We start from the raw sequence: 26,561 nt of genomic DNA on the forward strand, positions 1-26,561 counted from the left end.
GCCCATGCGCAGGAGGGCGTTGCTCGACGCGGTGGCCGTCATGCTGCTGCGCCTGCTGATCATGGTCGTCGTGGTGTGGCTGACCGCGCCCCTGGGCTGGTACGCCGGGCTCTGCGCCAACCTCGCCCTGGCCGTCACCGCCGTGGTCATCGTCCACCGCCGCGGCCTCTGGGGTCGGCTGGGCGGGCTGGTCCCCCGCTCCTGGACCGCCCTGCTCTGGCTCGTCCCGCTCGTGGCCGACGTCGCCCTGTGGCTGGCTCCTCACGGCCTGCGCGAACGGCCCCCGGGCTTCCTCCTGTGGGGGCTCACCCTCGCCCTGGTCGGCCTCAACGAGGAGCTGTTCGTCCGCGGCATCGTCCTCGCGCGGCTGGAGCAGGCGTACGCCCGGCTCGCCGCCGTCGTCCTCAGCTCGGCCCACCGCGCCGAGAGCCCCCGGGAACGTCAGCCCGGCCAGTCCCCGCCCCGCTGGGTGACGCCCTGACCCTGGGCCCGCTTCGCCTCCGCACGGCGGCGCTGCGGCCGGACGGTGTAGATCGGGTCCTTGGCCGACGCGATGCCAGCGTCATAGACGGCGAAGCGCGTGCACACCGAGCCCGCCAGGAGCGCTGCGCCCGACACCGCGTTGAGGACGCGGCTGCGCCCCGCGAGCAGGGCCCCGACGCCGCCGACGGCGGTCAGCGTACGCGCGGCCGCGTGGAGGTGGTGGGCGTGGCCCTCGCGCAGGGGCTGGCCCTCCTCGCCGAGCCGGCGCTCGAGCAGGTGGTCGGCCGTCAGGTCGCACGCCGCCGCGAGGGCCGCGAGCTGGCGTACGGGGCTGGTCTCGGCGGTCGGCGCGGTCGCCATCGTGAGGCCGCAGCCGGCCGCGGTGCCGGACGACACGAAGATGAACGGGAGCTCGCGGAACGACTGGTGCCACAGCGGGGTCGCGGTGTCGGAGAGCAGCACGGCGGTGTACGCAGCCAGCGGCGGCGCGAAGAACGCCGAGCCCACGCTCGCGAGGGGATCGACGAGGTCGACCACCTTCCGCAGACCGCTGCCGGGCCTGAGCACGGCCTGCCCAATCTCGGCGGCGGCCGCCGCCCCCGCGCACGCCGAGAAGGCCGCAACGATCCAGGAGCCCACACTCATCGGCGAGGTCAGCTTCACCGTGCGCATCATGTTCAGCGCCCGCATCGGCCGCCCGAGGTCGGCGACCAGCGCGACACCACCGAGGCCGATCGCCGTCAGCGCCGAGGCGCGGGCGTGGCGGCGCAGCCCGCGGCGTCCGGTCAGGTGGGCGCCGGCGCCGACGAGCGCCGACCCGCCGGCGAGACCCCCGAGGAACAGGTAGGCCGCGATCTCGTGGCCCCACGGCGCGGGCTTCACGATCGGGCGGCCGTAATAGCTCGTGAACTCGACGTCGGGCACGGTCGCGTTCGGGTCGCCGCGGCGGCCCCCGCGGCCTCCCCCGCGACGCGGCGGCTCGGGCGGGCGGTCGGCGTCGAACGGGCTGGTCGTCATCGCATCCTTCCGTTCCCGGCGAACACGGCCAGCACCACGCCGATCATGGCGGTGCCGGCGATCCCTGCCAGGGTGAACATCCGGGGCAGGTCGTGGGTCGTCACGACGGGGTCGGGCGGCAGGCCGTACGCCTCCGGCTCGTCCATCAGCAGGAAGACCGAGCCGGTGCCGCCCACGCCGTCGTCGGGGTTCGCGCCATAGAGGCGGGCCTCGGTGTGGCCCTGGGCGTGGAGCACGTCGAGGCGCTCGCGCGCGGCGTCGACCATCGCGTCGTGGTCGCCGAACCTGATGCTCGTCGTGGGGCAGGTCTGGGCGCAGGCCGGCTGCTGGTCGGCCTTGAGCCGGTCGTAGCAGAGGGTGCACTTCTGGGCGACGCCGCCGTTGGGGATCGCCTCGGTCCCCCCGGCGACCTCGACGGTGCCGTTGTCGCGGCGCCCGATGACGCCGAACGGGCACGACGCCACGCAATAGCCACAGCCGTTGCACACGTCGGCCTGGACGACGACGGTGCCGAACTCGGTGCGGAACAGCGCGCCGGTCGGGCAGACGTCGAGGCAGCCGGCGTGGGTGCAGTGCTTGCAGACATCCGAGCTCATCAGCCAGCGCACCGGCGGGAGGCCGGGGGTGTCAGGCCCGGTCTGCTGCGGCGGGGACTCGGCCTGCTGCGGCGGGGACAGGGGCGCCTGAACCGGGGCCTCGGGCCCGCGTACGGCCGGCATGCCGAGGTCGACCGCGCCGCTGCGCCGCGCGCGCTCGAGCTGGTCGGGGCCCTGCTCGACGAACGCGACGTGGCGCCAGGTGTTGGCGCCGAGTGAGCCGGAGTTGTCGTACGACGACCCCAACATCTCGCGGCCCTCGCCGCCGTCGGCGCGCGACGGGACGTGGTTCCACTCCTTGCACGCGACCTCGCAGGCCTTGCAGCCGATGCAGATCGAGGTGTCGGTGAAGAACCCCTTGCGGGTCTCCTCGAGCCCTCCCCACGCGGCGTCGGCGGCCGGGTTGGTGGGCCCGCTGAGCTGGTTGCGCCAGATGTCCATCAGGGACGCTCCTTGCCGGTCTCGGGGGTCAACCCGGCCCGCTGTTGGTAGTCCGCCACCAGGTCGAGCAGGTCGCGTCCGCGCGGGCGGCGGCCCGGTCGGATGTCACAGCTGCCGACCTTGCCCTCCTGGATCTGGACGTTCGGGTCGAGCGCGACACCGAGGAGGTCGTTGGCCGAGTCGCCGGTGACGACGGCGCGGTCGCCGACGCCCCAGTGGTAGGGCATGCCGATCTGGTGGACGACGCGGCCCGCGATGCGGAGCGGGCGTACGCGGTCGGTCACGAGCACGCGCGCCTCGATCGCCGAGCGCGGCGAGACGATCGTGGCCCAGCCGCCGTTCTCCAGGCCCCGCTCGGCGGCGAGCTCGCGCGACACCTCGCAGAACATCTCGGGCTGGAGCTCGGCGAGGTAGGGCAGCCAGCGGCTCATGCCGCCCGCGGTGTGGTGTTCGGTGAGGCGATAGATCATGAAGGCGTACGGGTAGACATCGGCGCCGGGGGCGTCACCGGACGGCGCGTTGAGGTTGTCGCGTCGCGGGAACGTGATGCGCGTCGGGCTGGCCTGGACCGGATAGAGCGGGTTCGTCACCGACGTCTCCGGCGACTCGTAGTGGGTCGGCATCGGCCCGTCGACCAGGCCCTTGGGCGCGTACAACCAGCCGACGCCGTCGGCCTGCATGACGAACGGATCGGTGCCGTCGAGCCCGTCGGGGCCGCCGGCGTCCTGCGCCGCGCGGTGGTCCGGCGGCGTACCGATCGGGAAGTCGGGCACGTCGTCGCCGATCCACCGGCGGGCGTCGGCGTCCCACCAGACGAGCTTCTTGCGCTCGCTCCACGGACGCCCGTCGGGGTCGGCCGACGCGCGGTTGTAGAGGATGCGGCGGTTCGCCGGCCACGCCCAGCCCCAGTCGGGCGCGATCTCGGTCTGCTCACGACCCGGTACGCGGGAGGCCGCGCGGTTGACGCCCTCTGCAAACACGCCGGTGTAGATCCAGCAGCCGCCCGAGGTCGAGCCGTCGGCCTCCATCTCGGTGTACGCCGACAGCAGCTCGCCCGCCTTCTCGCCGGAGACGTGGCGCCCGTTGATCTCCTGCAGCACGGCCTCGGGGCTGACCTCGCCCTCGTCGTCGAGCGGGTAGTCCCACGTCAGGTCGAGCAGCGCGCGGTCGCGCTCGTCGGTCGAGCCGGCCAGCTTCTCGCGGATCCTCTGTCCCAGCAGGTGGAAGAACTGCAGCTCGCTCTGGGCGTCGCCCGGCGGGTTGACCGCCTTGTGGCGCCACTGCAGCAGGCGCTGGGTCTGGGTGAACGTGCCGGACTTCTCGGCGTGGGAGGCCGCGGGCAGGAAGAACACCTCGGTGGCGATGTCCTCGGTGACGAGCTCGCCGGTCGCGATCTCCGGGGAGTCGGCCCAGAACGTGGCGGTCTCGATGAGCTGGAGGTCGCGTACGACGAGCCAGTCGAGCTTCGCGAGCGCCTGTCGCTGCATGCGGGCGTGGGCCGAGCCGACGCCGGGGTTCTGACCCACGACGAAATAGCCGCCGACCTTGCCGTCCAGCATGCGCATCACGGTCTGGTAGGTGCCGTGGGCGCCCGTCAGCTTCGGGAGCCGGCCGAAGCACCAGTCGTTCTCGGCCGTGGCCGCGTCGCCGAACCACGCCTTCAGCAGGTTGATCGCGTACGTCTCGGCGTTCGCCCAATATCCCTTCTGGTGGGGCGATCCGATGCTCGCGCAGTAGTCGGCGAAGGTGTCGGTCGAGCCCGCGATCGGCATCGGCAGATAGCCCGGCAGCAGGTTGTAGAGCGTCGGGATGTCGGTCGAGCCCTGGATCGACGCGTGGCCGCGCAACGCCATGATGCCGCCGCCGGGACGTCCCATGTTGCCGAGCAGCAGCTGCAGGATCGACGCCGCCCGGATCATCTGGGCGCCGTCGGTGTGCTGGGTGAAGCCGACGGCATAGCAGAGGCTCGTCGTGCGGTCGCGGCCCGAGTTCTGGGTCATCGCGTCGGCGAGGTACGCGAAGTCCTCCCGGCTGATGCCGCAGACCTCCTCGACCATCTCGGGGGTGTAGCGGGCGAAGTGGCGCTTCAGGACGTTCAGGACACAGCGCGGGTCGGTCAGCGTCGGGTCCTTGAGGATCGCCTGGTTCTCGAGGGCCGGCCCGCCCGAGCCGTGCGTCTCGGGGGTCGACGCCTCCGACTGCTTGCTCCCGTGCTCGCGTACGCCTCCGGGGTCGCCCGCCTTCGCGGCCTCCTCGTCCCGCGCGTACGCCCAGCTCTTGGTGTCGTACGCCTTCAGCTCGTCGTCGTAGCCGCTGAACAGGCCGCCCAGTTCTTCGGTGTCGACGAAGTCCTCGTCGACCAGCGACGTCGCGTTCGTGTAGTTGACGACGTAGTCGCGGAACCACAGGTCGTTGACCAGCACGTGGTTGATCAGGCCGCCGAGCAGGGCGATGTCGGAGCCCGCGCGCAGCGGGATGTGGCGGTCGGCCTGGGCCGACGTGCGCGTGAAGCGGGGATCGACGTGGATGACCTTCGCACCGCGGAGCTTGGCCTCGGTGACCCACTGGAACCCCACGGGGTGGCACTCGGCCATGTTCGAGCCCTGGATGACGATGCAGTCAGAGTTCGCGAGGTCCTGGAGTGATTGGGTGGCGCCTCCCCGCCCGAACGAGGCTCCCAGACCGGGAACCGTCGCGGAGTGTCAAATGCGGGCCTGGTTCTCGATCTGGATCGCGCCGGCCGCGGTGAACAACTTCTTGATGAGGTAGTTCTCCTCGTTGTCCAGCGTCGCGCCGCCGAGGGTCGCGATGCCCATGGTGCGGTGGAGGTCGCGGTGGCCCTCCTCGTCCTGTTCCTGCCAGTAGTCGTGGCGGGTCTTCAGGAACCGGTCGGTGATCATGTCGATCGCGACGTCGAGGTCGAGGTCCTCCCACTCGGTGCCGTGGGGGCGGCGATAGCGCACCTTGGTGACGCGGCGCGGCGAGTTCACGAGCTGCTCGCTGGCGGCTCCCTTGGGGCACAGTCGCCCGCGGCTGATGGGCGAGTCGGGGTCACCCTCGATCTGGAGGATCTTCTCGTCCTTGACGAAGATGCGCTGGCCGCAGCCCACGGCGCAATAGGGGCAGACGCTCTGGGCGACGCGATCGGCCTCGTCGAGGCGGTTGGTCTGGCTGCGGGTCCTCTGCGAGGTGACCGAAGGACCGCGCCCGAGGAGGTCGCCGGACCGGAACTGGCGCACGACGGGCCACTCGAGGACAACCTTGGGGTTGACCATGAGACCTCCTCGCGGACGATGCGTGGGGTCAGCGTACTGGAAGGGAGCCACCCCACGCTGGCTGAGCGACGAAGGAGTCGAACGCTGGCTGAGCGACGAAGGAGTCGAAGCCACCCGCCCAGCTTCGACTCGGCCGCAAGCGGCCTCGCTCAGCCAACTCAACTCCACGCTGGCTGAGCGACGAAGGAGTCGAAGCCACCCAGTCGGATGCCCAAGTTATCCACAGATCTCACCAGAGGGCCCCATCGTCCTTCCCCCGCTCACCAGACTGATTCCATGCCATGGACCTACATGCTCGAATGCAGCGACGGCTCCTACTACGTGGGAAGCACCAAGGACCTCGATGGACGCCTGAGCCAACACGCGTCTGGACGCGGGGGTGCGTACACCCGAAAGCGTCTCCCCGTCGCACTGGTGTGGGCCGAGGAGTTCGAACGTGTGGACGATGCGTGGGCCATGGAACACAAGGTGCAGGGGTGGACGCGGGTCAAGAAGCTCGCTCTGATCGAGGGGCGGATCGGTGAGCTGCAGGGCTATTCCGCACGGTCGCGGGGGAAGGCCCTCTTTCAACCCGAAGCAGCTGAGGGCCAACCCGAGTGAGGGAGTCGCTCGTGTGCTGACACGGCACGTTGGCTCTGCGTTGGCTGAGGGAGGCGGCCGAGTCGAAGCCGGGGCGAGGCTTCGACTCCTCCGTCGCTCAGCCAACGTGGGTTGGGGTGCCTTCGACTCCTCCGTCGCTCAGCCAACGTGAACCGGACGGCTTCGACTCCTCCGTCGCTCAGCCAACGTGGGTTGGGGTGCCTTCGACTCCTCCGTCGCTCAGCCAACATGAACCAGGCGGCTTCGACTCCTCCGTCGCTCAGCCAACATGAACCAGGCGGCTTCGACTCCTCCGTCGCTCAGCCAACGTTCGACTCCTGCGTCGCTCAGCCAACGTTCGGTGGGAAGATGGGGGCGATGCGCCTCACCGATCCCGTTCCCGCCGATGCCGACACCCTCTATGAGCACTTCCACGCCTGGTGTGCCGAGCGCGGGATCACGCCCTACGACCACCAGGACGAGGCCGCCATCGAGCTGTTCTCCGGCAAGAACCTCGTCATGGCCACCCCCACCGGGTCCGGCAAGTCGCTCGTGGCCATCGCCGCCCACTTCGCCACCCTCGCCCGCGACGAGGTGTCCTTCTACACCGCGCCCATCAAGGCGCTGGTGAGCGAGAAGTTCTTCGCCCTGTGCGAGGTGTTCGGCGCCGACAACGTCGGCATGGTCACCGGCGACGGATCGGTCAACGCCGACGCCCCCATCATCTGCTGCACCGCGGAGATCCTCGCCAACATCGCCCTGCGCGAGGGTGCGGAGGCCGACGTCGGGTCGGTCGTCATGGACGAGTTCCACTTCTATTCCGAGCCCGACCGCGGCTGGGCCTGGCAGGTCCCGCTGCTCGAGCTGCCCCAGGCCCAGTTCGTGCTGATGTCGGCGACACTCGGCGACGTGTCGACGTTCGTGGCTGACCTGAATCGGCGCACGGGGCGCGACACCGCGGTCATCGCCGACGCCGAGCGCCCCGTGCCGCTGCACTTCGAGTGGTCGATGACTCCGCTGTCGGAGCGCCTCGAGGAGCTCGTCCGCGACGACCGCGCGCCCGTCTACGTCGTCCACTTCACCCAGGCCGACGCGCTCGAGCGCGCCCAGGGGCTGCTCACCATGAAGCTCCTGAACGCCGAGGAGCAGGACCGCGTGAAGGCCGAGATCGGCGCGTTCCAGTTCGGCAACGGCTTCGGCAAGATCCTCGCAAAGCTCGTCAGGGCAGGGATCGGCGTCCACCACGCCGGCATGCTGCCGAAATATCGCCGCCTCGTCGAACAGCTCGCCCAGACCGGCCTGCTCAAGATCATCTGCGGCACCGACACCCTCGGCGTCGGCATCAACGTGCCGATCCGCACGGTGATGTTCACCGGGCTCACGAAGTACGACGGGTCCCGCACCCGCAAGCTGCGGTCGCGCGAGTTCCACCAGATCGCCGGACGCGCCGGCCGGGCCGGGTTCGACACCGTCGGCTACGTCGTGGTCCAGGCCCCCGAGCACGTCATCGAGAACGAGCGCGCGCTCGCCCGCATCGGCGACGATCCCAAGAAGAAAAAGAAGTTCCAGCGCCGCAAGCCGCCCGAGGGCTCCGTGGTCTGGACCGAGGAGACGTACGCGAAGCTCATCGGCCAGGAGCCCGAGCCGCTGGTCTCCCGCATGAAGGTCTCCCACTCGATGATCCTCAATGTCGTTGCGCGCAAGGGTGATCCGTGGATCGCCCTCAGGCAGCTGCTGCAGGACAACCACGAGGACTGGCGCTCCCAGCGCCGCCTCTCGCGCCGGGCGATCTCGCTGACGCGAGGATTGCTGGAGTCCGGCGTACTCGTGAAGTTGGCCTCCCCGGATGCCACCGGGCGCACGTGCGCGCTGAGCGACGAGGTGCAGGCCGACTTCGCGCTGAACCAGCCGCTCGCCCCGTTCGCGGTCGCGGCGCTCGACCTGCTCGACCGCGAGTCGCTGACGTACGCACTGGATGTCGTCTCGGTCATCGAGGCGGTGCTCGAGGATCCCTTCCAGGTCCTGCTGCAGCAGCAGTTCAAGGCGCGCGGCGAGGCGGTCGCCGAGATGAAGGCCGACGGCATCGAGTACGAGGAGCGCATGCAACTGCTCGAGGAGGTCACCTGGCCCAAGCCGCTGGCCGAACTGCTCGAGCACGCGCTGGGCGTCTACACGACGACCCATCCATGGGTGGACCCGAGTTCGCTGTCGCCCAAGGCCGTGGTCCGCGACCTGTGGGAGCGTGCCATGGACTTCAACCAGTTCGTGGCGTACTACGGGTTGCAGCGGTCCGAGGGGCTCGTGCTCCGCTATTTCACCGACGCCTATCGCGCCCTGCGCCAGACCGTGCCGGAGGCCTACCGCACCGAGGAGATCGACGACCTGCTCGAATGGCTCGGCGAGACGATCCGCCAGACCGACTCGTCGCTGCTCGACGAGTGGGAGGCGCTGACCGATCCGGAGTCCGTCGCGCGGGCGGCCGCGGCCCACGCCGCCGGGAAGCCGCCGGCGCCGCCGCGCCCGGTGACCGGCAACGAGCGCGCCTTCCGGGCCATGATCCGCACCGCGATGTTCCGTCGGCTCGAACTGGCCGCGCGCGACCGCTGGGAGGAGTTGGGCGCGCTGGAACTGTCCGAGTGCGCCAAGGTCGACCCGCCGCTGGAGGTCGTCATGACGGCGGAGCGCTGGGACGATGCGCTCGCCGACTACTGGGACGAGCACGACGAGATGCTGCTCGACGCGGAGGCGCGGGGACCGTCGCTGTTCCTGGTGGAGAAGCCTGACGCCCTCCGAGCGAGCGCAGCGAGTCGAGGAGTCTGGACCGTCCGCCAGATCGTCCACGACCCCGAGGGCAACCACGACTGGCAGGTGCTGGCCGAGGTGCCGCTCGAGGCGTCGGACGCGGCGGGCTCGGCGGTGGTGCGGACGCTGGCGTTCGAGCGGGTGGACGGCTAGGGGCTTCGACTCCTTCGTCGCTCAGCCAACGTGGCGTTGCGTTGGCTGAGCGAGGCCGTCCACGGCCGAGTCGAAGCCGGAGCGTGACTTCGACTCCTTCGTCGCTCAGCCAGCGTGAACCGCGTGACTTCGACTCCTTCGTCGCTCAGCCAACGTGAACCGCGCCGCTTCGACTCCTTCGTCGCTCAGCCAACGTGGCGTTGCGTTGGCTGAGCGAGGCCGTCCACGGCCGAGTCGAAGCCGGAGCGCGGCTTCGACTCCTTCGTCGCTCAGCCAGCGCCGGACCTCAGTCCGCCGCCTCCAGCTCCTTGCCGTCCTCCGTCTCGTGCACCTCCACCTTGATCGGCGCGACCTTCGCCCACGCGAAGAATGCCGCCGCGAAGGCCAGCATCACGACACCGGCCCAGAGGTTCGCGTTGACCCCTCCGGTCTTGGCGGCGTCCTCCGGCGTGAACGAGACGAGGCCCGCGATGAGCACGACGAGCCCATAGAGACCGATCAGGGCGGCGATGAAGTTGCGGACGTCGAACGCGCCCGCCTTCTCGACGTGGTCGCCCTTCCCGGACGACGGCGTGTGGGCAGCTGCAGTGTTGGTCGACATGGTGTCCTCCTCCTCAGGCGAAGATGACGTTGAGGGCGATGACCATCACCAGCGCGATGCCGGCCATGATCGTGGGCTTCTGATACCAGCGGTGGTGCGCTGCGCCCTCATCGGTGAAGTCGGCCTTCGGGGTCTCCGAATAGACCAGGCCACGCAGCTCCTCCTTGGGCTTCGGCTTGGTGGCCAGCGAGACCACGACCATGACGACGATGTCGACCACGAAGGCGGTCGCCGCGGACAGGAACGCCGCACCCTGCCCGGGCAGCGAGAACACGCCCGTCTGGCTCATCACATAGACCGCGATGGCCGAGCCGGTGCCGGCCAGCAGGCCGATCCAGCCAGCCGTCGGCGTCGCGCGCTTCCAGAACATGCCCAGGATGAAGGTGGCGAACAGCGGCGCGTTGAAGAACCCGAACAGCGTCTGCAGATAGTCCATCAGGTTGGAGAAGTTCGCAGCGATGAGTGCGGTGCCGATCGCGATGACGCAGGCGGCCACCGTCGCCAGGCGGCCGACCTTCAAGTAGTACTCATCGTCGCGGTCCTTGACCACGTACTGCTGCCACAGGTCGTAGGAGAACACGGTGTTGAACGCCGACACGTTCGCCGCCATGCCGGCCATGAAGGCCGCCAGCAGGCCGGCGATCGCGATGCCGAGCAGGCCGTTCGGCAGGGTGTCGCGCATCAGGAGCAGGAGTGCGTCGTTGTAGGTGACGCCCCCGGCCTGCGCCTTGGCCGCCTCTTCGCCGGCCGTGTGGAACACCTGCTTGTACTTGGTGAGCTCCGGAACCAGGAGCGCCGCGATCATGCCGGGGATGATGACGATGAACGGCACGAACATCTTCGGGAAGGCGCCGATGATCGGCGTCATGCGGGCCGACGTGATGTCCTTCGAGGCCATGGCGCGCTGGACCTCGACGAAGTTGGTCGTCCAATAGCCGAACGAGAGCACGAAGCCCAGGCCGAAGATGATGCCGACCACCGACAGCACGGGGTTCGCGAATCCCGACAACTGGCCGCCCGGCCAGGTGTGGAGCTGCTCCGCACCCAACATGCCGTCTCCCGCGATCCTCTCGGTGAACCCCTTCCAACCCCCGACGCGGTTCAGTCCGATCAGGGTGAGCGGCAGGAGCGCGGCGATGATCACGAAGAACTGCAGCACCTCGTTGTAGATCGCCGCCGACAGACCGCCCAACGTGATGTAGGACAGCACGATCGCTGCCGCCACGATCAGGGCGATCCACAGCGGCCAGCCGAGTAGCTTGTTCACGATCGAGCCGAGCAGATAGAGGTTCACGCCGGCGATGAGGATCTGCGCCACGGCGAACGACAGCGCGTTGACCAGGTGGGCGCCGGTGCCGTAGCGCTTACGCATGAACTCGGGGACCGAGCGCACCTTCGAGCCGTAGTAGAACGGCATCATCACCACGCCGAGGAACAGCATGGCCGGGATGGCGCCGACCCAGAAGTAGTGCATCGTCGGATAGCCGTACTGGGCGCCGGTGGCCGACATGCCCATGATCTCCACCGCGCCGAGGTTCGCCGAGATGAACGCGAGACCGGTCACCCACGCGGGCAGCGAGCGCCCGGAGAGGAAGAACTCGATGGAGTTGGAGACGCCGCGCTTGGCGAACCACCCCACCCCCAGCACGAACACGAAATACAGTGCGATGAGCACGTAGTCGATCCAGTGGGCATCAAGCCGCACGGTTTCCATGGGCCCGCCTTTCGCTCGGCGTTGAACCCCCCGGGGGGTGGGGGGACCCCGACGATATACCCGCGACAACGCGACCGCCACGCAACCCTGAGGCGCGACTTCAGCCTTTCGGCGGGCGTACGCGGCCCAAAGATTGTCGGGCTGGCCCCACCCCCCATCGACCGGGCCGCGGGATACTGTCAGGGGCGCGACGAGACGAGGCTGGAGACATGACCGCACACGCATCCACCGCACCCCTCGCGTCCAGACCCACCCCCGAGACCCGCCGCACCCGGTTCGCGCGCGACGCCGCGTACCTGCTGTTGGGCTGGCCCCTCCACCTGATCGCGTTCGTCCTGGTCTTCACGCTGTTCAGCGTCGGACTGGCCACGATCATCATCTGGGTCGGCCTGCCGATCCTGGTCGCGGCCGCGTACGCCGCACGCGGCTTCGCCACCGTCGAGCGGCGCGCGACGGGTCGCCTGCTGGACCGCGACGAGCCGCGCAGCGCCTACCGCGAAATCACGACGACCTCGCCCGTCGGTCGCCTGCTCGCTCCCCTCCGCGACCCGCAGTCGTGGCTCGACGTCCTCTGGGTCGTCACCGGCTTCTTCGTCTCGACGATCACCTGGTCATTGGCGCTGGTCTGGGTCGTCGGCGCCATCGGCACCGTCGCCGGGCCCGTCGCGACCCTGATCCTCGAGATCCTGCTCGGCAACGAGCACAACGGCCTCGCCGAGCTCCTCCACCTCCCCGGCGGCACTTTCACCGACATGGTCATGCAGTTCTGCCTCGGCCTCGCCTTCGCCTTCACCTGCGTGCCCGTCCTGCGCGGCCTGGCTGCGCTGCAGACGGGGTTCAGCGAGATGCTCCTGTCGAACGGCGCCCGCGACCGCGCGCAGGTCGCCGACCTCACCCGCTCCCGCGACGCCGTACGCCGGGCCGAGACCGACGCGCTCCGCCGCCTCGAGCGCGACATCCACGACGGCCCCCAGCAGCGCCTGGTGCGGCTGACCATGGACCTCGCGCGCGCCCGCCGCCAGGCGGACCCCGCGCAGGCCGACGCGCTCATCGTCGATGCCATGGCCCAGACCCAGGCCACGCTCGCCGAGCTCCGCCAGCTCAGCCGCGGCATCGCCCCGCCCGTCCTCGTCGACCGCGGGCTCGAGGCCGCCATCCTGGAGGCCGCCGGCCGCTCGGTCGTCCCCGTGACGGTGTACGCAAGCCTGGACGACCTGCCCTCCCACGTGGAGACGGCCGCCTACTTCGTGGTCTCCGAGGCGCTCGCCAACCTGAACAAGCACGCGAGGGCCACCACCGCCGAGGTGTACGCCGCGGTCCAGGACGACCACCTCTATCTCACGATCAGCGACGACGGCGTCGGGGGCGCCAGTCCCGCGAAGGGGCACGGGCTCGCCGGTCTGGCCGAACGGCTCCGGGGCGTCGACGGTACGCTCACGGTGACCTCGCCCGACGGCGGGCCGACCAGCATCGAGGCGGTGGTGCCGTGCGCGTCCTGATCGCCGACGACTCGGTGCTGCTGCGCGAGGGTCTGGGTCACATCGTGACCGAGGGGGGTCACGAGGTGGTGGCCAGCGTCGGCACCGGTGATGAACTGGTCGCGCGGGCCAGGGTGCTGCGGCCCGACCTGGTGATCAGCGACATCCGCATGCCGCCGTCCCACACCGATGAGGGCCTGCGCGCGGCGGTCGCGCTGCGGGAGTCGTGGCCCGACGCCCCGATCCTGCTGCTCAGCCAATATGTTGTCCTCAGCTATGCCGCCGAGCTGCTCGCCTCGGGCAGTGGCGCGATCGGCTATCTGCTGAAGGACCGCGTCAGCGACATCGACGCGTTCCTCGACGCCGTCGACCGAGTCGCCGCGGGCGGCATGGTGCTCGACCCCGAGGTCGTCGCGCAGATGCTGGGGCGGTCGCGTCCGCGCGGCCCCGTGCACGGGCTCACGCCGCGCGAGCGCGAGGTGTTGGAGCTGATGGCCGAGGGCCACACGAACGCCGCGATCGCGGCCCGGTTGGTCGTCACCGAGGGGGCCGTCGAGAAGCACACCCAGCGCATCTTCGCGAAGCTCGGCCTGGAGCCGGACCCGCAGACGCACCGCCGGGTGACGGCGGTGCTGAGGCTGCTGGAGGGGTAGGGGCTTCGACTCGCTTCGCTCGCTCAGCCAACGTGGGACGCTTCGCTCGCTCAGCCAACGTGGGACGCTTCGCTCGCTCAGCCAACGTGGGACGCTTCGCTCGCTCAGCCAACGTGGGGCCAGCTAACCCCGTCGCCGCGCCGCCAGCACCGCCTCGTACAGCGCGTTCCGCGCCACCCCCGTGCGCTCGGCCACCTCCGCGACCGCCGCCTTCATCTTCTGCCCGTCCGCGATGAGGCCCTGGACCTCGGCCACCGCGTGCTCCGGGTCGGCGTCCGCAGCGTCCGCGCCCTGCACCACCACCGTGATCTCCCCGCGTACGCCCTCGGCCGCCCACGCCGCCAGCTCGGCCAGCGTGCCGCGGCGTACCTCCTCGTAGGTCTTCGTCAGCTCCCGGCACACCGCCGCCGGCCGCGAATCCCCCAGCGCCCCCGCGGCGTCGGCGAGGAACTCGGCGACGCGGTGGGGCGCCTCGAAGAAGACCATGGTGCGTTCCTCGCCCGCGAGGCGCTCGAGCCGCCGCGTACGCTCCCCCGCGCGGCGCGGCAGGAAGCCCTCGAAGCAGAACCGGTCGACCGGCAGGCCCGACACGGCGAGCGCCGTGAGCACCGCCGACGGCCCGGGCACCGCCGAGATCGGGAGCCCCGCCTCGACGGCGGCCGCCACGAGCCGATAGCCCGGGTCGGACACCGACGGCATGCCGGCATCGGTCACGACGACGACCGTCAGTCCGGCGGCGAGGTCGGCGAGCAGCTCCGGCGTACGCGCGGCCTCGTTGCCCTCGAAATAGGACACGACGCGCGCCGACGTGCGTACGCCGAGCCGGCGCAGCAGGTCGCCGAACCGGCGCGTGTCCTCCGCGGCGACGACGTTGGCCTCGGTGAGCACGCGCAGCAGCCGCGGCGACGCGTCCTCCGCGTCACCGATCGGGGTCCCCGCCAGCACAAGCACGAACTCACCCTAGTGCGCGGTTAGGATGCGGGGCGTGACCCAAGCCCCCGCCGCGACGACCGACCGCAGCCCGACGAGGCCCTGGTATGCCCTGCCCCACCCCGTCACCGGCGAGCGACAGGGTCGGCTGCCGGCGTCGACGATCGACCGGCTGCGCGACCCCATTCCGGGTGATGTCGTCAACGCGTGGCTGATCGGCGCCGTCCTCACCCTGTTCGCGTTCGTCGTGCGCGTGGTCAACCTCGGCTTCCCGAAGAACATGGTGTTCGACGAGATCTACTACGCCAAGGACGGCTGGGCGCTGTGGAACTTCGGCCACGAACGCGATTGGAACGAGGGGTCCGACGTCCTGTTCGCCGCGGGCGACTATTCGGGTGTCAAGGAGTCCGGCTCGTTCATCGTCCACCCGCCGCTCGGCAAGTGGCTGATCGGCCTGGGCGAGCAGGTCTTCGGGCCCGGCTCGTTCGGCTGGCGGTTCATGCCGCTGGTCGCCGGCACGTTGCTGGTCCTGGTGGTCTTCTTCCTCGCCCGTCGCCTGGCGCGCTCGACGCTGGTGGGCGCCATGGCGGCTCTGCTGCTGTCGGTGGACGGCCTCCACTTCGTCATGTCGCGCATCGCCCTGCTCGACATCTTCCAGTCCCTGTTCACACTGCTCGCGGTGCTGCTGCTGGTGGTCGACCGCGACTGGTTCCGGGCGAAACTGGCGGACCACCTCGCAGCGAAGGGCATCCCCGACCTGCAAGGGCGGTTCGGGCCCCGGCTGCTGTGGCGGCCCTGGCGACTCGCCGCGGGCGTGGCGTTCGGCCTCGCCGTCGCCACCAAGTGGAACTCGATCTATGCGGTCGCGACCTTCTCGCTGCTGTCCGTCGCCTGGGACGTGGGCGCGCGCCGGCTCGCCGGAGCCGGGCGTACGCAGTGGAAGTCGCTGCTCGTCGACGCCCCGATGGCGTTCGTCTACCACGTCGTGGTGATGGTGCTGGTCTATCTGGCGTCGTGGTGGGGCTGGCTCGGCTCGTCCGGCAGCTATGCGCGCGACTTCGCCGCGAACAACCCCGACGCCACGTCCGTACGCCTGCTCGGCGGCCCGCTGGCCTCGCTGCTCGACTATCACCGACAGATGTTCGAGTTCCACACCGGCGACGGCATGAAGCAGGCCACCCATCCCTATGAGGCCCACCCCGCGGGCTGGCTGTTCGTCGCGCGCTCCATCGGCATCGACGCGATCAACGACATCAAACCCGGCCAGGACGGCTGCCCTCCCGGCGGAGAGAACTGCCTCCGCGTCATCGACGGCATCGGCACGCCCCTGCTGTGGTGGGGCGGCATCTTCGCGCTCATCGCCGCCCTGGTGCTCTGGATCGGCAACCGCGACTGGCGCTTCGCCGTGCCCGTCGTGGGCGTCGCGACGTTCTGGCTCACCTGGTTCCCCAACGCCGACCGGCCGCTGTTCTTCTTCTACGCGATCATGATCATTCCGTTCACGGTGATCGCCGTCGCGCTGTGCCTCGGCAAGGTCCTCGGCAACGCCGACAGCCCCCGTCGCCGGGCGGGCGCCATCGTCGTCGGGGTGTTCCTCGCGCTGGTGACGCTGAACTTCGCGTACCTCTATCCGGTGCTGTCCGACGGCATCCTGACCCATTCCCAGTGGCAGGCCCGCATGTGGTTGAAGTCCTGGATCTGAGCGCCGGCCCCACCCTTCGTTTTCCGGCGCGTCGCGGTTTCGACGTACGCTGTCTTGGTTCAACGCCCACGTTCGACCTGGAGGAAATGTGAAGCTCCGCCGGATCATCGCCACCGGCGCGCTGGTTCCGCTCGCCCTGACGGCCTGCTCGAAGGCCGAGGATCGCGGCGAGCTCAACACCCAGCCGATGCCCGCGCAGGACATCAACGCCCGCGACCGCGGCGCCATGCAGCAGGGCGGTGAGCTCCGCCTGCCCGTCGAGCGGTTCGGCAGCCTGAACCCCATGGCGGCCGACAGCGCGCCCGAGGTCGACGGCGTACGCGGGGCCTTCCTGCCCACGTTCTTCACCTATGACGCGACGGGGGTCGCGAAGCCGAACCCGGCGTACGTCACGTCGGCCGAGGAGACCTCCCAGAGCCCCACCGTCGTCGCGCTGAAGCTGAACCAGCGCGCGGTCTGGGGCGACGGGACGCCGATCTCGGCCAAGGACGTCATCGCCACCTGGAGCGCATGCAACGGGCGCTCGCAGGGATTCCGGTGTTCCACCGACCTGGGCTTCCCGCAGATCGCCGACGTGAAGCAGGGTGCCACCGAACAGGACGTGACGATCACGTTCACGCAGGCCAACCCCGGCTGGCGACAGACGTTCGATCGGGTGTCGGTGCTGCGCGCCGACTCGGTCAAGGACGCGGCGACGTTCAACAGCGGCTGGACCTCGCTTAAGAAGAAATGGACGTCGGGGCCGTTCGGCGTCGACAGCTGGGACGCGTCGGCCAAGGTGCTGACCGCCACGCCGAGCTCGTTGTGGTGGGGCGACAAGCCGATGCTGGAGCGTCTCGTCGTACGCGAGGTCCCGCGCGAGAACCAGATGAAGAACTTCGCCGACAACGACACCGACGTGCTCGACGTCGGCACGTCGCGCGAGCTCTATGACGCCGTACGCCGCGTCCCGGACTATGCGCTGCGCAGCGCCGCATCGACCGGCTGGCGCCAGCTGGTGCTGAACACGCAGGGCGGCACGCCCGTGTCGGAGCCTGCGGTGCGGAAGGCGATCATGCTGGGGCTCAACCGCTCCGGCATCGGCGCCGCCGTGAACGCCTCGGTCGAGGCGAAGCCGGCACCGCTGAACAACCGCATCCTGCTGCCGGGCCAGGAGGGGTTCTCCGACTCCGCGGCCCAGCTCGCCCTGACCCGCGACCTCGACAAGGCCCGGAAGGCCCTCGACGACGCGGGCTGGAAGGAGAGCAACGGGGTGCGCCAGAAGGACGGCAAGCAGCTGCGCCTGCGCATGGTGCAGGTGCGGGGTGTGGCCGCCTCGGAGATCGAGTCCGCGCAGATCCGCGACCAGCTCAAGCAGATCGGCATCCAGGTCGACGTCGAGGACATCTCGCCGGCCCAGTTCTCCGACGGCTCGGTGCTGTCGGGCGGCCAGTTCGACCTGATCACCATGGGTGGCCGGGGCTCGCGCGACCCGTTCTCGGGGCTGGAGGAGCGCTTCGCCTCGGGTGCCGAGCGGAACTATGCGCGGCTCGAGTCGCCCGAGGTGGATGCGCTGATCGAGAAGGTCAAGAACGAGAAGAGCTATCAGGCGAGGGCCGACGCGGCGAACGAGCTCGACCGGAAGCTGTGGGACCTCCTGCCGACCATCCCGCTGTATCAGAACGCGGAGGTCGTGGGCACCCGCATCCGCGTCGCAAACTTCGGGGCGAACGGCCTGGCGTCGACGCGATGGGAGCAGGTCGGCTTCGTGAAGTGAGGGTGGGGCGGGTCGGCCTGACTGCGTGAAAAGTGCACAGGTGTGCGCAACACGGTCGGTGGGCGTAACGCGGGGATGACGCGGGGATGTGAAATGCGCACACCTGCGCCCAACACGCCCAGCCAGGCGTACACGGGGACGTGAAATGCGCACACCTGCGCCCAACACGCCCAGCCAGGCGTACGCGGGGATGTGAAATGCGCACACCTGCGCCCAAAACGCCCAGCCAGGCGTACGCCGGCCCGCGACATGCGCACACCTGCGCAGTTTTCACCCCTGCCCGGAGCTATCCACACCCCGCCACCGCCGCGAAGCACTATCCACAGGGAGTGCGCACTCGTGAACAATTCGCGGGTCAGGCCGGCATCCTCCGGCCATGATGAACAAACCCTTCCGCACCCGTGACGCCGAGACCCATGGCATTTCCCCGTCCCAACTGCGCAGTTCGGCCTATCGCCGCCTGTTCCACGGCGTCGCGATCGCGTCGAACCGCGTCCTGGACCAAGCCACCCGGGTCGAGGCCGCTCGGCTCGTCCTCCCGACTGATGCTCGACTCACCGGCTTGACCGCATTGCGCATGGCCGGCCTTGACCTACTCGACGACTTCCCTCTGGTGTTCGAGACCACCCACCCCCATGCCGTCCGACGAGGAGGGGTGCAGGTTCGTCGCGTGGCCGAACTCGTCTCACCCGGTGGGGTCGCCCCGGTTCCGGAAGCCTTCGCCGCCTTCTGCGCGATGCACGACCTCCGTGACTCGGTCGAGGTGGGCGATCGACTGATTCAACTCAGGCGCGGTGAACTCGCCGATCTGCACGACGTCGCACCCCGCAAGGTCGCGCGTCTTCTTCGTGAGGGATCCGAGTCGAACATGGAGACGCGCCTCCGCCTGCTCCGATGCCTCGCCGGGCTGCCGGAGCCCGACCTGCAGGTCGACATCTACGACGGCTGCGGAGTCTGGCTGGGCAGAGTGGACGAACTCGATCCGGAGTTCAAGGTCATCTGCGAGTACGAGGGTCGTCATCACCTCACCGATCCCGCCCAGTGGAGCAAGGACGTGGCGCGTTATGAAGCCATGGTCGCGGAGGGGTACATCGTGCTGCGTTTCACGGCTGAACACCTCCGAGACCCCGTCGCCGTCGTCCATCGCATCCATCGCATCCATCGCGCCCTTGTCTCGCACGGTTATCGCGGACCCAAGCCGTCCTTCGGGGACAGGTGGTGCGCCGTCGCAGGGATTCGGGCCCGCAACCTCGATCTGAGGGGTCAGGCGGCCTGAGGCCGTGTGTGAAAAGTGCGCAGGTGCGCGCATTCAGCGAGACCTGAGGCTTCCCACCCAGCGCGTTGCGCACACCTGTGCACTTTCCACCCACCCAACGCTTCCCCACCCAGCGTGTTGCGCACACCTGTGCACTTTCCACCCACCCAGCACTCCCCCACCCAGCGTGTTGCGCACACCTGTGCACTTTCCACCCACCCAGCGCTCCCCCACCCAGCGTGTTGCGCACACCTGTGCACTTTTCACCCGCCCAGCGCTCCCCGCCTCACTTCCCCGTCGGCGCCCATCGGTAGTGATACGCGAACTGCCGCGTGAAGCCCAGCCGCTCATACAGCGACTGCGCCGGGTTGTCCCGCGCCACGAGCAGCCACATGCCGCGCGCGCCCGCCTTCGAGGCCCGACGCGCGATCTCGGCGATCAGATCGGTCGCCAGGCCTCGCCCCCGCGCCGACTCGTCGGTCGCCAGGCCGTCGATTCCGCACCAGCCGTCGTCCAGTGTCCCGCGGGCGGTGGCCCACACGCGGCCCTCGCGCCGCATCGACGCATAGACCGCCGGCGTACGCCGGGCCACGCCCGCCAGCTCGGCCAGGCCCGCGCCCGAGTCGCGCCCGTCGATGCGGGCCCACAGGTCGAGGTGGGCGTCGTCGAGCCCGCCGGAGACGTGCACGGGCCGCGTACGCTCCCCCGCGCGCGCCACCACCTCGTCGGTCTGGGCGACCATCGCGTACGCGTGGCGCGCCTCCTCCCACCCGCGCTCGGCGAGCTCGTCGTCGAGGCCGGTCGGGAGCGCCGACGTGCTGATCTGGAAACACGGTCGGATCTGCTTCTGGCGATACAGGGCCGAGGCGAGCTGCAGGGCCATCGCGAGGTCGGCCGGCTCGCCCAGGGGCAGCACCGAGTTCGCCCGCCCCGTCACGCCCTGGTCGCGACGCACCAGCCACCCGTCGATGTCACGCACGTCGGCCGCGAGCCATGCGCGATGGGCGAGCAGCAGCAGTTCGGCGTCGGCGATGCGGGCGGGAGGCGCGTCACCCGCGTCGCCCGCCGCGACGCCCGGTCGCCCCGCCTCAGCCACGGCGAGGGAAGGGGGTCACGGCGCTGATGCGCATGGCGTGGCGGGTGGCTCCCCACACGGCCCGACCGACCGCCGATGCGCGCGGCAGCCGGCGCGGCGTCCACGGCAGGTCGTCGGAGCCCGCGGTGATCGCGTCGGCCAGCTGGAGGGCGGCGGCCGTGCCGAGGGTGGACTCCCACGGCCCGAACCCGCAGGCGACCAGGCCGGCGCCCGGTCCGACCGGGCCCGCCAACGGCAGCGCGTCGAACGTCGCCGACGTCGCCGCCTCCCAGTGGCCGGTGATCTCGGGGCGCTCGAAATAGCGGTTCACCCAATCGACGCCTGGGTCGCGGCGGCTGCCGACCCACAGCTCGTCGCCGACGCCCACGACCATGCGACCCCCCTCGTCGAGGTGGAACACGTCACGGCTCACCGGCTCACCGGGGCCGATCGGGTCCGGGGCACGGAACGACAGCCAGCTCCACGTCATGCGCTGCATCCGCGCCTCGAGGCCGCGTACGGGTCGCCCCGCGACCTGCGGTCGTGCCGTGGTCGACACGCGGCGGCCGGCCTCGACCGGACTGTCGGCCAGCACGCCGCCGGCGTCCCGGTACGCCTCCACCAACCCGTCGCGGTAGGCCACGACGTCGAACGACGGCTGGCCGTCCAGGATCAGCTGGGGCCGCGTCGCCATCGGCAGCCCGGTCGTGTCGGTGAACTCCGGCTCGAGGCCCGCCAGCCGCTCGGCCCGCGCCTCGTGGCGCAACCAGAACGCCTCGTGCCCGTCGGAGGTCACGGTCGCGGTGGGACGTCGGCGGACGCGTACGCCCAGCTCCGTCGCCAACGCCAGGACGTGACCCTGGCCGCGGGCGACCTCGGCCGCGTACCGTCGCGCCGCATCGGGGCCGCACCAGCGCCACACGTGGTGGTGCTGGAGCTCTTGGTGGGCGGTGGCGAGGCCGGCCATCAACCCGTCGCGTCGGCCCGGGCGCAGGCCGGGGTCGACGACGGCGGTGGCGACACCGGCGCGGGCCAGCGCGAGGCCGAGCGTGAGGCCGGTGAGGCCGGCGCCGTGGATGGCGACATCAGGTTGGGGCACGGAGTCACTCTAGCGAGGGCGACCGCGGTGACCGCCACCGCGGGGCAACGGCGGCGAGGACGCGTACCGGGTGGTCCTGAACTGATTCAGCAGTCAGAATTGTGACTGCATGATGAGAAGCTGGACTGACGCAACCGAACACTGACGGAAATTCAGGCAGGCTGATACGAACCCACCTGACTCGCAAGTCAGTCGTGCGGACACCCATCACAGGAGGCAGGTCAATGAAGTCCATCTTCCGTTCCACCGCCGGCGCGTTCGCCACCCCGCACTCATCCTCTCCACCGCGGCGAGCCCGGCAATGGCCGGCCCGTCCATTGCGTCGAAGCACGACGGACAGCCGCCCGGCATCATCCAGCCGATCCGTCAGGGCCAGGGCCAGCCGGGCCAGTGGGCCGACTGCGGTCCGGTGAGCGTCGTCATGATGCTGCTCGCGATGGGTGTCACCCCCGACGCGCGGAGGAGGCCCCGCCGAAGCCCCTGAGCATCGGCCTGGTCGGCGGCGTCGACTCGTTCAAGGCCGAGCCGCCCAACCTCGTGTCGTCGGGCCCCTTCGACCTGGTCGAGGGCACCGCGTCGGGGTCGGCGTACTCCTACCGGGCCAACCCGAAGCACTGGCGCGGAAAGCCCGCGGCCGAGCAGATCAACCTGCGCCTCTACAACGCTCAGGACCCGATGGTGCAGGGCCTGATCAAGGGGGACATCGACTTCGCCGCGGGCGTGTCCCCGGTGCAGCTCAAGGCGCTGGAGAACAAGCCGAACATCAAGACCAAGCTCTCGCTGGCCCGCGGGTTCGACCACATCGGCTTCAACGCGGGCGCGGTCGACGCCAAGTCGAAGGCTCCGGTCGGCGACGCAGCCCCGCCGTGCGCGACCCGAAGTTCCGCCACGCGCTCGGCTATGCGATCGATCGCGACCTCATCGCCAACAACGCCTACCAGGGCGGCGGCGCGCCCGGCCAGACGATCATCCCGTCGACCTACCCGGCCTACCACGCGGCGCCGAAGTCGCCCTACACCTTCGACCTGGCCAAGGCGGCCCAGCTCCTCGACGAGGCCGGCTACAAGGTGGGCGCGGACGGCAGGCGCACCATGCCGGACGGCAAGCCCATCGGAACCCTGCGCTTCTACGGCGACGCGAAGTCCGACTCGGCGACGTCGTCGATGAAATACCTCCAGGAGTGGTTCGGCAAGGTCGGCATCGAGACCCGCCCCGAGCCGATGGACACCAACCGCATGTCCGACCAGATCTCGGCCGGCACCTACGACATCTTCCACTGGGGCTGGGCCGTACGCCCCGACCCCGACGCCATGCTGAGCTTCATCACCCGCGCGGCCCGCAGCGGATCTTCGGACACGTTCTTCTGCAACCCCGACTACGACAAGCTCTACGAGGCCCAGCACGGCGAGCAGGACCGCGCCAAGCGCGTCGCACTGATCAAGGAGATGCAGGAGCTCGCGTTCACCCAGGCGCCCAATCAGGTGCTCGTGTTCAACAAGACCTCCGACGCCTGGCGCACCGACCGCATCGAGGGCTTCGTGCCGCGTCCCGCCCCCGACGGCTCGCTGCTGCTCGGCTACGGCGCCGGCTCGCTGATGAAGGTCCACCCCGTGGCCGCGAAGGCGGCCAGTGCGGGCGGCACGAGCCCGGCCGTGATCGGCGGGGTCGCCGCCGGCGTCCTCGTCCTCGGCGCCGGCGCCTTCTTCCTGCTCCGCAACCGGAAGAGGACGGTGGACGAGCGTGAGTGAGTCGTTGGCCACCGCCCGGGTCGAGGCGTTCACCGACCAGGCCCCCAACCGCCGCCGCAGCGGTGGCTCGGCGGCCAAGTACGCGGCGTACGTCGGCCAGCGCGCCCTCGGCTCGCTCGGCGCCCTGTTGTTCACCATCGTCTTCAACTTCTTCCTGTTCCGGGTGATCTCCGGCGACCCGGTGAAGACGCTGGCCCGCGCCCGCGAGTCGACCCCCGACGAGATCGCGCTGATGACCGAGAAGCTGGGGCTCGACAAGCCCCTGCCCGAGCAGTTCGTCGTCTATCTCGGCAACCTCGTGCAGGGCGAGCTCGGCAACTCGTTCACCTACGGCCGGCCGGTGCTCGAGATCATGCTCGAGCGCATCGGCCCGACCCTCGCGCTCGTCGGCCCCTCGACCGTGATCGGTCTCGCGCTCGGCTTCTGGATCGGCATGGTCTCGGCCTGGCGCCGCGGCGGCCGGTTCGACCGGTGGAGCACGGCCATCGGCCTCATCCTGTACGCCATGCCGGCGTGGTGGCTCGGCCTGATCCTGCTGGCCGTCCTCGCGGTCGGCCTCGGCCCGGTGCCCGGCATCTTCCCCACCGGCCAGCTGATGGACGCGGGCTATGACCCGGCAACCCCAGCGGGTTGGCTGAACGCGGCGTGGCACCTGGTGCTGCCCGTGCTGACGCTGAGCCTGGCGCTCGTGGCCGCGTACGCCCTGATCATGCGCTCGAGCCTGCTCGAGGAGATGGGCGAGGACTACCTCACCACCGCGCGCGCCAAGGGCCTGCGCGAGAACGACGTACGCGGCCGCCACGCCATCCCGAACGCGATGCTGCCGACCACCACCATGATCGCGCTGAGCCTCGGCTCGATCGTGTCCGGCACCATCACCGTCGAGACGATCTTCTCGATCCCCGGCATCGGCCTGCTCACCACCGACGCCCTCGCGGTGCCCGACTATCCGATGCTGCAGGGGATCTTCCTGATCACCTCGGCCTCGGTCATCGGCGCCAACCTGCTCGCCAACCTGCTCTACGGCTGGCTCGACCCCCGCGTACGCACGTAGTCGCGCGCCCGATCGGAGACCCATGAGCACCACGCAGATCGACCTGCGGGCGTTGAGCCCGCGTACGCTGGACCGGCGCCGCCGCGTCCAGTCGGTGACCCGCATCTGGCGGGAGTTCCGCGCCCACCGTGCGGGCGTCGCCGGCCTCGGCATCATCGTCTTCTTCACCGTCGTCGCCCTCGCGGCGCCGCTGCTGGCCCCCGAGTCCGGGCTCAGCGTCACCCGCGCGGCGCTGCCGCCGCTGGAGGGGCCCTCGGCCCAGGCCTGGCTCGGCACAGCCGAAGAGTGCGACGGTCACCGGCGAGATCCTCGTCAACGGGGCCGACGTGCTCACCATGGGTTGGGGCGCGCTGCGCGCCCTGCGGTGGAGCGAGGCGTCGATCGTCTTCCAGGGCGCCCAGCACTCCCTCAACCCCGTGCGCCGCATCGGCGACCAGATCGCCGAGCCCATGGCCGTCCACGGCGAGAAGGGCGACCTGTTGGGGCGGGTGGCGGAGCTGTTGGCCCAGGTCGGGCTGCCGGCGAGCCGCGCGGACGCGTACCCGCACCAGCTGTCGGGCGGACAGAAGCAGCGCGTGATGATCGCGATGGCGCTGGCGTGCCGGCCGTCGCTCATCGTCGCCGACGAGCCGACCACGGCGCTCGACGTGATGGTGCAGGCCCAGGTGCTCAAGGTGCTCGGCGACCTGGTGCGCGAGCTCGGCCTCGGCATGATGCTGATCAGCCACGACCTGTCGATGCTGGCGGCCCAGTCCGACCGCGTCGCGGTGATGTATGCCGGCCGAGTCGTCGAGACCGCCCCGGCCGACCAGATCTTCGCCGACCCCCTGCACCCCTATCCGCGGGCGCTGTCGCGCGCGTTCCCGACCATCGGGGACGTGGCCAGCCGATTCGCGCCGGCAGGCCTCGCGGGCGATCCCCCCGACCCCCGCGTCCTGCCGCCGGGCTGCCCGTTCCAGCCGCGCTGCCCGAAGGCCGTCGACGCGTGCGCCGACACCGACCCGCCTCTCCACCAACATGACGCCGACCGACGCGTGGCCTGCCTGCGGGTCGACGCGCCCAGCCCGATCGGAGCAGCGCGATGACGACCGTCCACGAGGGAGCCCGCATGAGCACCGACCAGACCACGCGCGACGCATCGGGTGGGATCGCGGCCCCGGCCCTGCGCGCCGACGGCGTCCGTATCGAGTTCCGCGGCCGCCACGGACGCACGGCGACGGCGCTCGACGGCGTGGACCTCGACATCCGTCTCGGAGAGATCCTCGCCATCGTCGGTGAGTCGGGGTCGGGCAAGACCACGCTCGCGCGCACGCTGATGGGCCTCGAGCGGCCCGTCGACGGCGCGGTCGAGCACCACGGCGAGCGCCTGGCGTACGACGCGAAGCGTCTGCACCACTACCGCCGTCGCGTCCAGCTGGTGCTGCAGGACTCCAGTGGCGCGCTCAACCCGCGCCAGACCGTCTACGAGTCGGTCGCCGAGGGGCTCCGGCTCCACAGGGTCGCCCACCGCCAGGAGGGCGAGCATCGCCGCACCGAGGTCGAGATGGTGGCCGACGCCCTGTCGGGCGCGGGCCTGCGGCCTCCGGAGAACTATTTCTTGCGCTATCCCCACGAGCTCTCCGGCGGACAGCGCCAGCGGGTCCTGATCGCTGGCGCGCTCGCGCTCGAGCCGGAGGTGTTGATCGCCGACGAGCCCGCCAGCTCGCTGGACGCGTCGCTGCGCGGGGAGATCCTGGCCCTGTTGCTGAAGCTCCGCGAGGAGCGCGGCGTGACGCTCGCCGTCGTCACGCACGACGTGGGTCTGGCGTGGAACGTCGCCGACCGCATCGTCGTGATGCATCTCGGCCGCATCATCGAGTCGGGGACGACCGAGGAGGTGCTGCAGAACCCGCAACACCCCTACACCCGGGCGCTGCTGTCAGTGGTCCCGGAGGCAGGCGGGCGCGATCCGATCGTGCTGTCGGGCGAGATCCCCGACCCCACGAACATCCCGACGGGGTGCCGGTTCAACCCGCGCTGCCCCGAGCTGGCCTCGGGCCGGGCCGACGCGGTGACCGACCGGTGCCGCAGCAGCGACCCCGCGATCCTGCCGGGGTCAGGCCCCCACGCCGCGGCGTGCTGGCTCACGGAGGCGCAATGAGGGCCGCGTA

Annotated in this window: 21 protein-coding genes and 2 pseudogenes; 15 read left to right on the forward strand and 8 right to left on the reverse strand. The window is 70.4% G+C overall.

The genetic code is table 11. The features are described 5' to 3' along the window. Positions 1-4 precede the first annotated feature (4 nt). Positions 5-481, forward strand: a complete 477-nt coding sequence (locus ACYVAG_RS02620) for a CPBP family glutamic-type intramembrane protease (protein ID WP_460766092.1) — start codon at positions 5-7, stop codon at positions 479-481. On the opposite strand, the gene nrfD is transcribed toward ACYVAG_RS02620, so the two are convergent. Genes nrfD through fdh form a run of 3 tightly spaced genes read right to left on the reverse strand, consistent with a single transcriptional unit; the run spans position 442 to position 5,812 of the window. Next, entirely contained in the window at positions 442-1,500 is a 1,059-nt protein-coding gene (gene nrfD / locus ACYVAG_RS02625) for an NrfD/PsrC family molybdoenzyme membrane anchor subunit (RefSeq protein WP_460766095.1), read from the reverse strand. The genes ACYVAG_RS02620 and nrfD overlap by 40 nt on opposite strands. After that, positions 1,497-2,537 carry a 4Fe-4S dicluster domain-containing protein gene (locus ACYVAG_RS02630; RefSeq protein WP_460766098.1) on the reverse strand — a complete coding sequence of 347 codons (1,041 nt, stop codon included), beginning with the start codon at positions 2,535-2,537 and terminating at the stop codon, positions 1,497-1,499. Before ACYVAG_RS02630 ends, nrfD begins: the two co-directional genes overlap by 4 nt. Then, positions 2,537-5,812, reverse strand: a complete 3,276-nt coding sequence (gene fdh, locus ACYVAG_RS02635) for a formate dehydrogenase (protein ID WP_460766101.1) — start codon at positions 5,810-5,812, stop codon at positions 2,537-2,539. Before fdh ends, ACYVAG_RS02630 begins: the two co-directional genes overlap by 1 nt. Before the next feature lie 276 nt (positions 5,813-6,088). Between fdh and ACYVAG_RS02640 the strand changes: the two genes are divergently transcribed. Together ACYVAG_RS02640 and ACYVAG_RS02645 are read left to right on the forward strand one after the other, a co-directional pair. Then, a complete protein-coding gene (locus tag ACYVAG_RS02640) occupies positions 6,089-6,412 on the forward strand; it encodes a GIY-YIG nuclease family protein (RefSeq protein ID WP_460766104.1) in 324 nt (107 codons plus the stop codon). Between the two features lie 357 nt (positions 6,413-6,769). Beyond that, positions 6,770-9,346: a DEAD/DEAH box helicase gene (locus ACYVAG_RS02645; RefSeq protein ID WP_460766106.1), complete on the forward strand. Its 2,577-nt coding sequence runs from the start codon at positions 6,770-6,772 to the stop codon at positions 9,344-9,346. Between the two features lie 286 nt (positions 9,347-9,632). Here ACYVAG_RS02645 and ACYVAG_RS02650 read toward each other — a convergent pair whose 3' ends face one another. Both ACYVAG_RS02650 and ACYVAG_RS02655 read right to left on the reverse strand, forming a co-directional pair. After that, on the reverse strand, positions 9,633-9,947 hold the full coding sequence (locus ACYVAG_RS02650; RefSeq protein WP_460766109.1) for a hypothetical protein: 315 nt from the start codon (positions 9,945-9,947) through the stop codon (positions 9,633-9,635). Between the two features lie 13 nt (positions 9,948-9,960). Beyond that, positions 9,961-11,661, reverse strand: coding sequence for a sodium:solute symporter family protein (locus ACYVAG_RS02655; RefSeq protein WP_460766111.1), 1,701 nt, complete (start codon positions 11,659-11,661; stop codon positions 9,961-9,963). Positions 11,662-11,870: 209 nt separating this feature from the next. On the opposite strand from ACYVAG_RS02655, the gene ACYVAG_RS02660 reads away from it, so the two are divergent. Together ACYVAG_RS02660 and ACYVAG_RS02665 are read left to right on the forward strand one after the other, a co-directional pair. Further along, positions 11,871-13,160 carry a sensor histidine kinase gene (locus ACYVAG_RS02660; protein ID WP_460766114.1) on the forward strand — a complete coding sequence of 430 codons (1,290 nt, stop codon included), beginning with the start codon at positions 11,871-11,873 and terminating at the stop codon, positions 13,158-13,160. Beyond that, positions 13,148-13,792 carry a response regulator gene (locus tag ACYVAG_RS02665; RefSeq protein WP_460766116.1) on the forward strand — a complete coding sequence of 215 codons (645 nt, stop codon included), beginning with the start codon at positions 13,148-13,150 and terminating at the stop codon, positions 13,790-13,792. The genes ACYVAG_RS02660 and ACYVAG_RS02665 overlap by 13 nt, the downstream gene beginning before the upstream one ends. Before the next feature lie 123 nt (positions 13,793-13,915). Here ACYVAG_RS02665 and rsmI read toward each other — a convergent pair whose 3' ends face one another. Next, positions 13,916-14,743 (reverse strand): 16S rRNA (cytidine(1402)-2'-O)-methyltransferase, encoded by an 828-nt coding sequence (gene rsmI / locus ACYVAG_RS02670; protein ID WP_460766119.1) that lies wholly within the window; start codon positions 14,741-14,743, stop codon positions 13,916-13,918. Positions 14,744-14,768: 25 nt separating this feature from the next. On the opposite strand from rsmI, the gene ACYVAG_RS02675 reads away from it, so the two are divergent. The 3 genes from ACYVAG_RS02675 (at position 14,769) to ACYVAG_RS02685 (ending at position 19,456) form a co-directional block, all read left to right on the forward strand. Continuing rightward, on the forward strand, positions 14,769-16,424 hold the full coding sequence (locus tag ACYVAG_RS02675) for a dolichyl-phosphate-mannose--protein mannosyltransferase (RefSeq protein ID WP_460766122.1): 1,656 nt from the start codon (positions 14,769-14,771) through the stop codon (positions 16,422-16,424). A gap of 88 nt (positions 16,425-16,512) precedes the next feature. Continuing rightward, a complete protein-coding gene (locus tag ACYVAG_RS02680; RefSeq protein ID WP_460766125.1) occupies positions 16,513-18,180 on the forward strand; it encodes an ABC transporter family substrate-binding protein in 1,668 nt (555 codons plus the stop codon). Positions 18,181-18,556: 376 nt separating this feature from the next. Continuing rightward, positions 18,557-19,456: a DUF559 domain-containing protein gene (locus ACYVAG_RS02685; RefSeq protein ID WP_460766128.1), complete on the forward strand. Its 900-nt coding sequence runs from the start codon at positions 18,557-18,559 to the stop codon at positions 19,454-19,456. Positions 19,457-19,721: 265 nt separating this feature from the next. Here the strand turns inward: ACYVAG_RS02685 and ACYVAG_RS02690 are convergent, their stop codons facing one another. Beyond that, positions 19,722-20,531 (reverse strand): GNAT family N-acetyltransferase, encoded by an 810-nt coding sequence (locus tag ACYVAG_RS02690; protein WP_460766132.1) that lies wholly within the window; start codon positions 20,529-20,531, stop codon positions 19,722-19,724. Further along, on the reverse strand, positions 20,524-21,609 hold the full coding sequence (locus tag ACYVAG_RS02695) for an FAD-binding oxidoreductase/lyase (protein WP_460766135.1): 1,086 nt from the start codon (positions 21,607-21,609) through the stop codon (positions 20,524-20,526). Before ACYVAG_RS02695 ends, ACYVAG_RS02690 begins: the two co-directional genes overlap by 8 nt. A 301-nt stretch (positions 21,610-21,910) precedes the next feature. On the opposite strand from ACYVAG_RS02695, the gene ACYVAG_RS02700 reads away from it, so the two are divergent. The 7 genes and pseudogenes from ACYVAG_RS02700 (at position 21,911) to ACYVAG_RS02730 (ending at position 26,551) form a co-directional block, all read left to right on the forward strand. After that, positions 21,911-22,093: a hypothetical protein gene (locus ACYVAG_RS02700; protein ID WP_460766843.1), complete on the forward strand. Its 183-nt coding sequence runs from the start codon at positions 21,911-21,913 to the stop codon at positions 22,091-22,093. An 8-nt stretch (positions 22,094-22,101) separates the two neighbouring features. After that, a pseudogene (locus ACYVAG_RS02705) lies at positions 22,102-22,434 on the forward strand (ABC transporter substrate-binding protein); the annotation flags it as partial. 41 nt (positions 22,435-22,475) lie between these two features. Next, a complete protein-coding gene (locus ACYVAG_RS02710; RefSeq protein WP_460766138.1) occupies positions 22,476-23,357 on the forward strand; it encodes an ABC transporter substrate-binding protein in 882 nt (293 codons plus the stop codon). Then, entirely contained in the window at positions 23,350-24,411 is a 1,062-nt protein-coding gene (locus ACYVAG_RS02715) for an ABC transporter permease (RefSeq protein ID WP_460766140.1), read from the forward strand. Before ACYVAG_RS02710 ends, ACYVAG_RS02715 begins: the two co-directional genes overlap by 8 nt. A gap of 22 nt (positions 24,412-24,433) precedes the next feature. Then, positions 24,434-24,607 (forward strand): annotated as a pseudogene (locus tag ACYVAG_RS02720) (hypothetical protein); the annotation flags it as partial. Next, complete coding sequence (locus ACYVAG_RS02725) at positions 24,540-25,496, forward strand: ABC transporter ATP-binding protein (protein WP_460766143.1); 957 nt, start codon at positions 24,540-24,542, stop codon at positions 25,494-25,496. The pseudogene ACYVAG_RS02720 and the gene ACYVAG_RS02725, both read left to right, overlap by 68 nt. 23 nt (positions 25,497-25,519) lie before the next feature. Then, positions 25,520-26,551, forward strand: coding sequence for an ABC transporter ATP-binding protein (locus tag ACYVAG_RS02730; protein WP_460766146.1), 1,032 nt, complete (start codon positions 25,520-25,522; stop codon positions 26,549-26,551). The last annotated feature ends 10 nt before the right edge of the window (positions 26,552-26,561 follow it).

The sequence above is a fragment of the Mariniluteicoccus flavus genome, assembly GCF_054776655.1.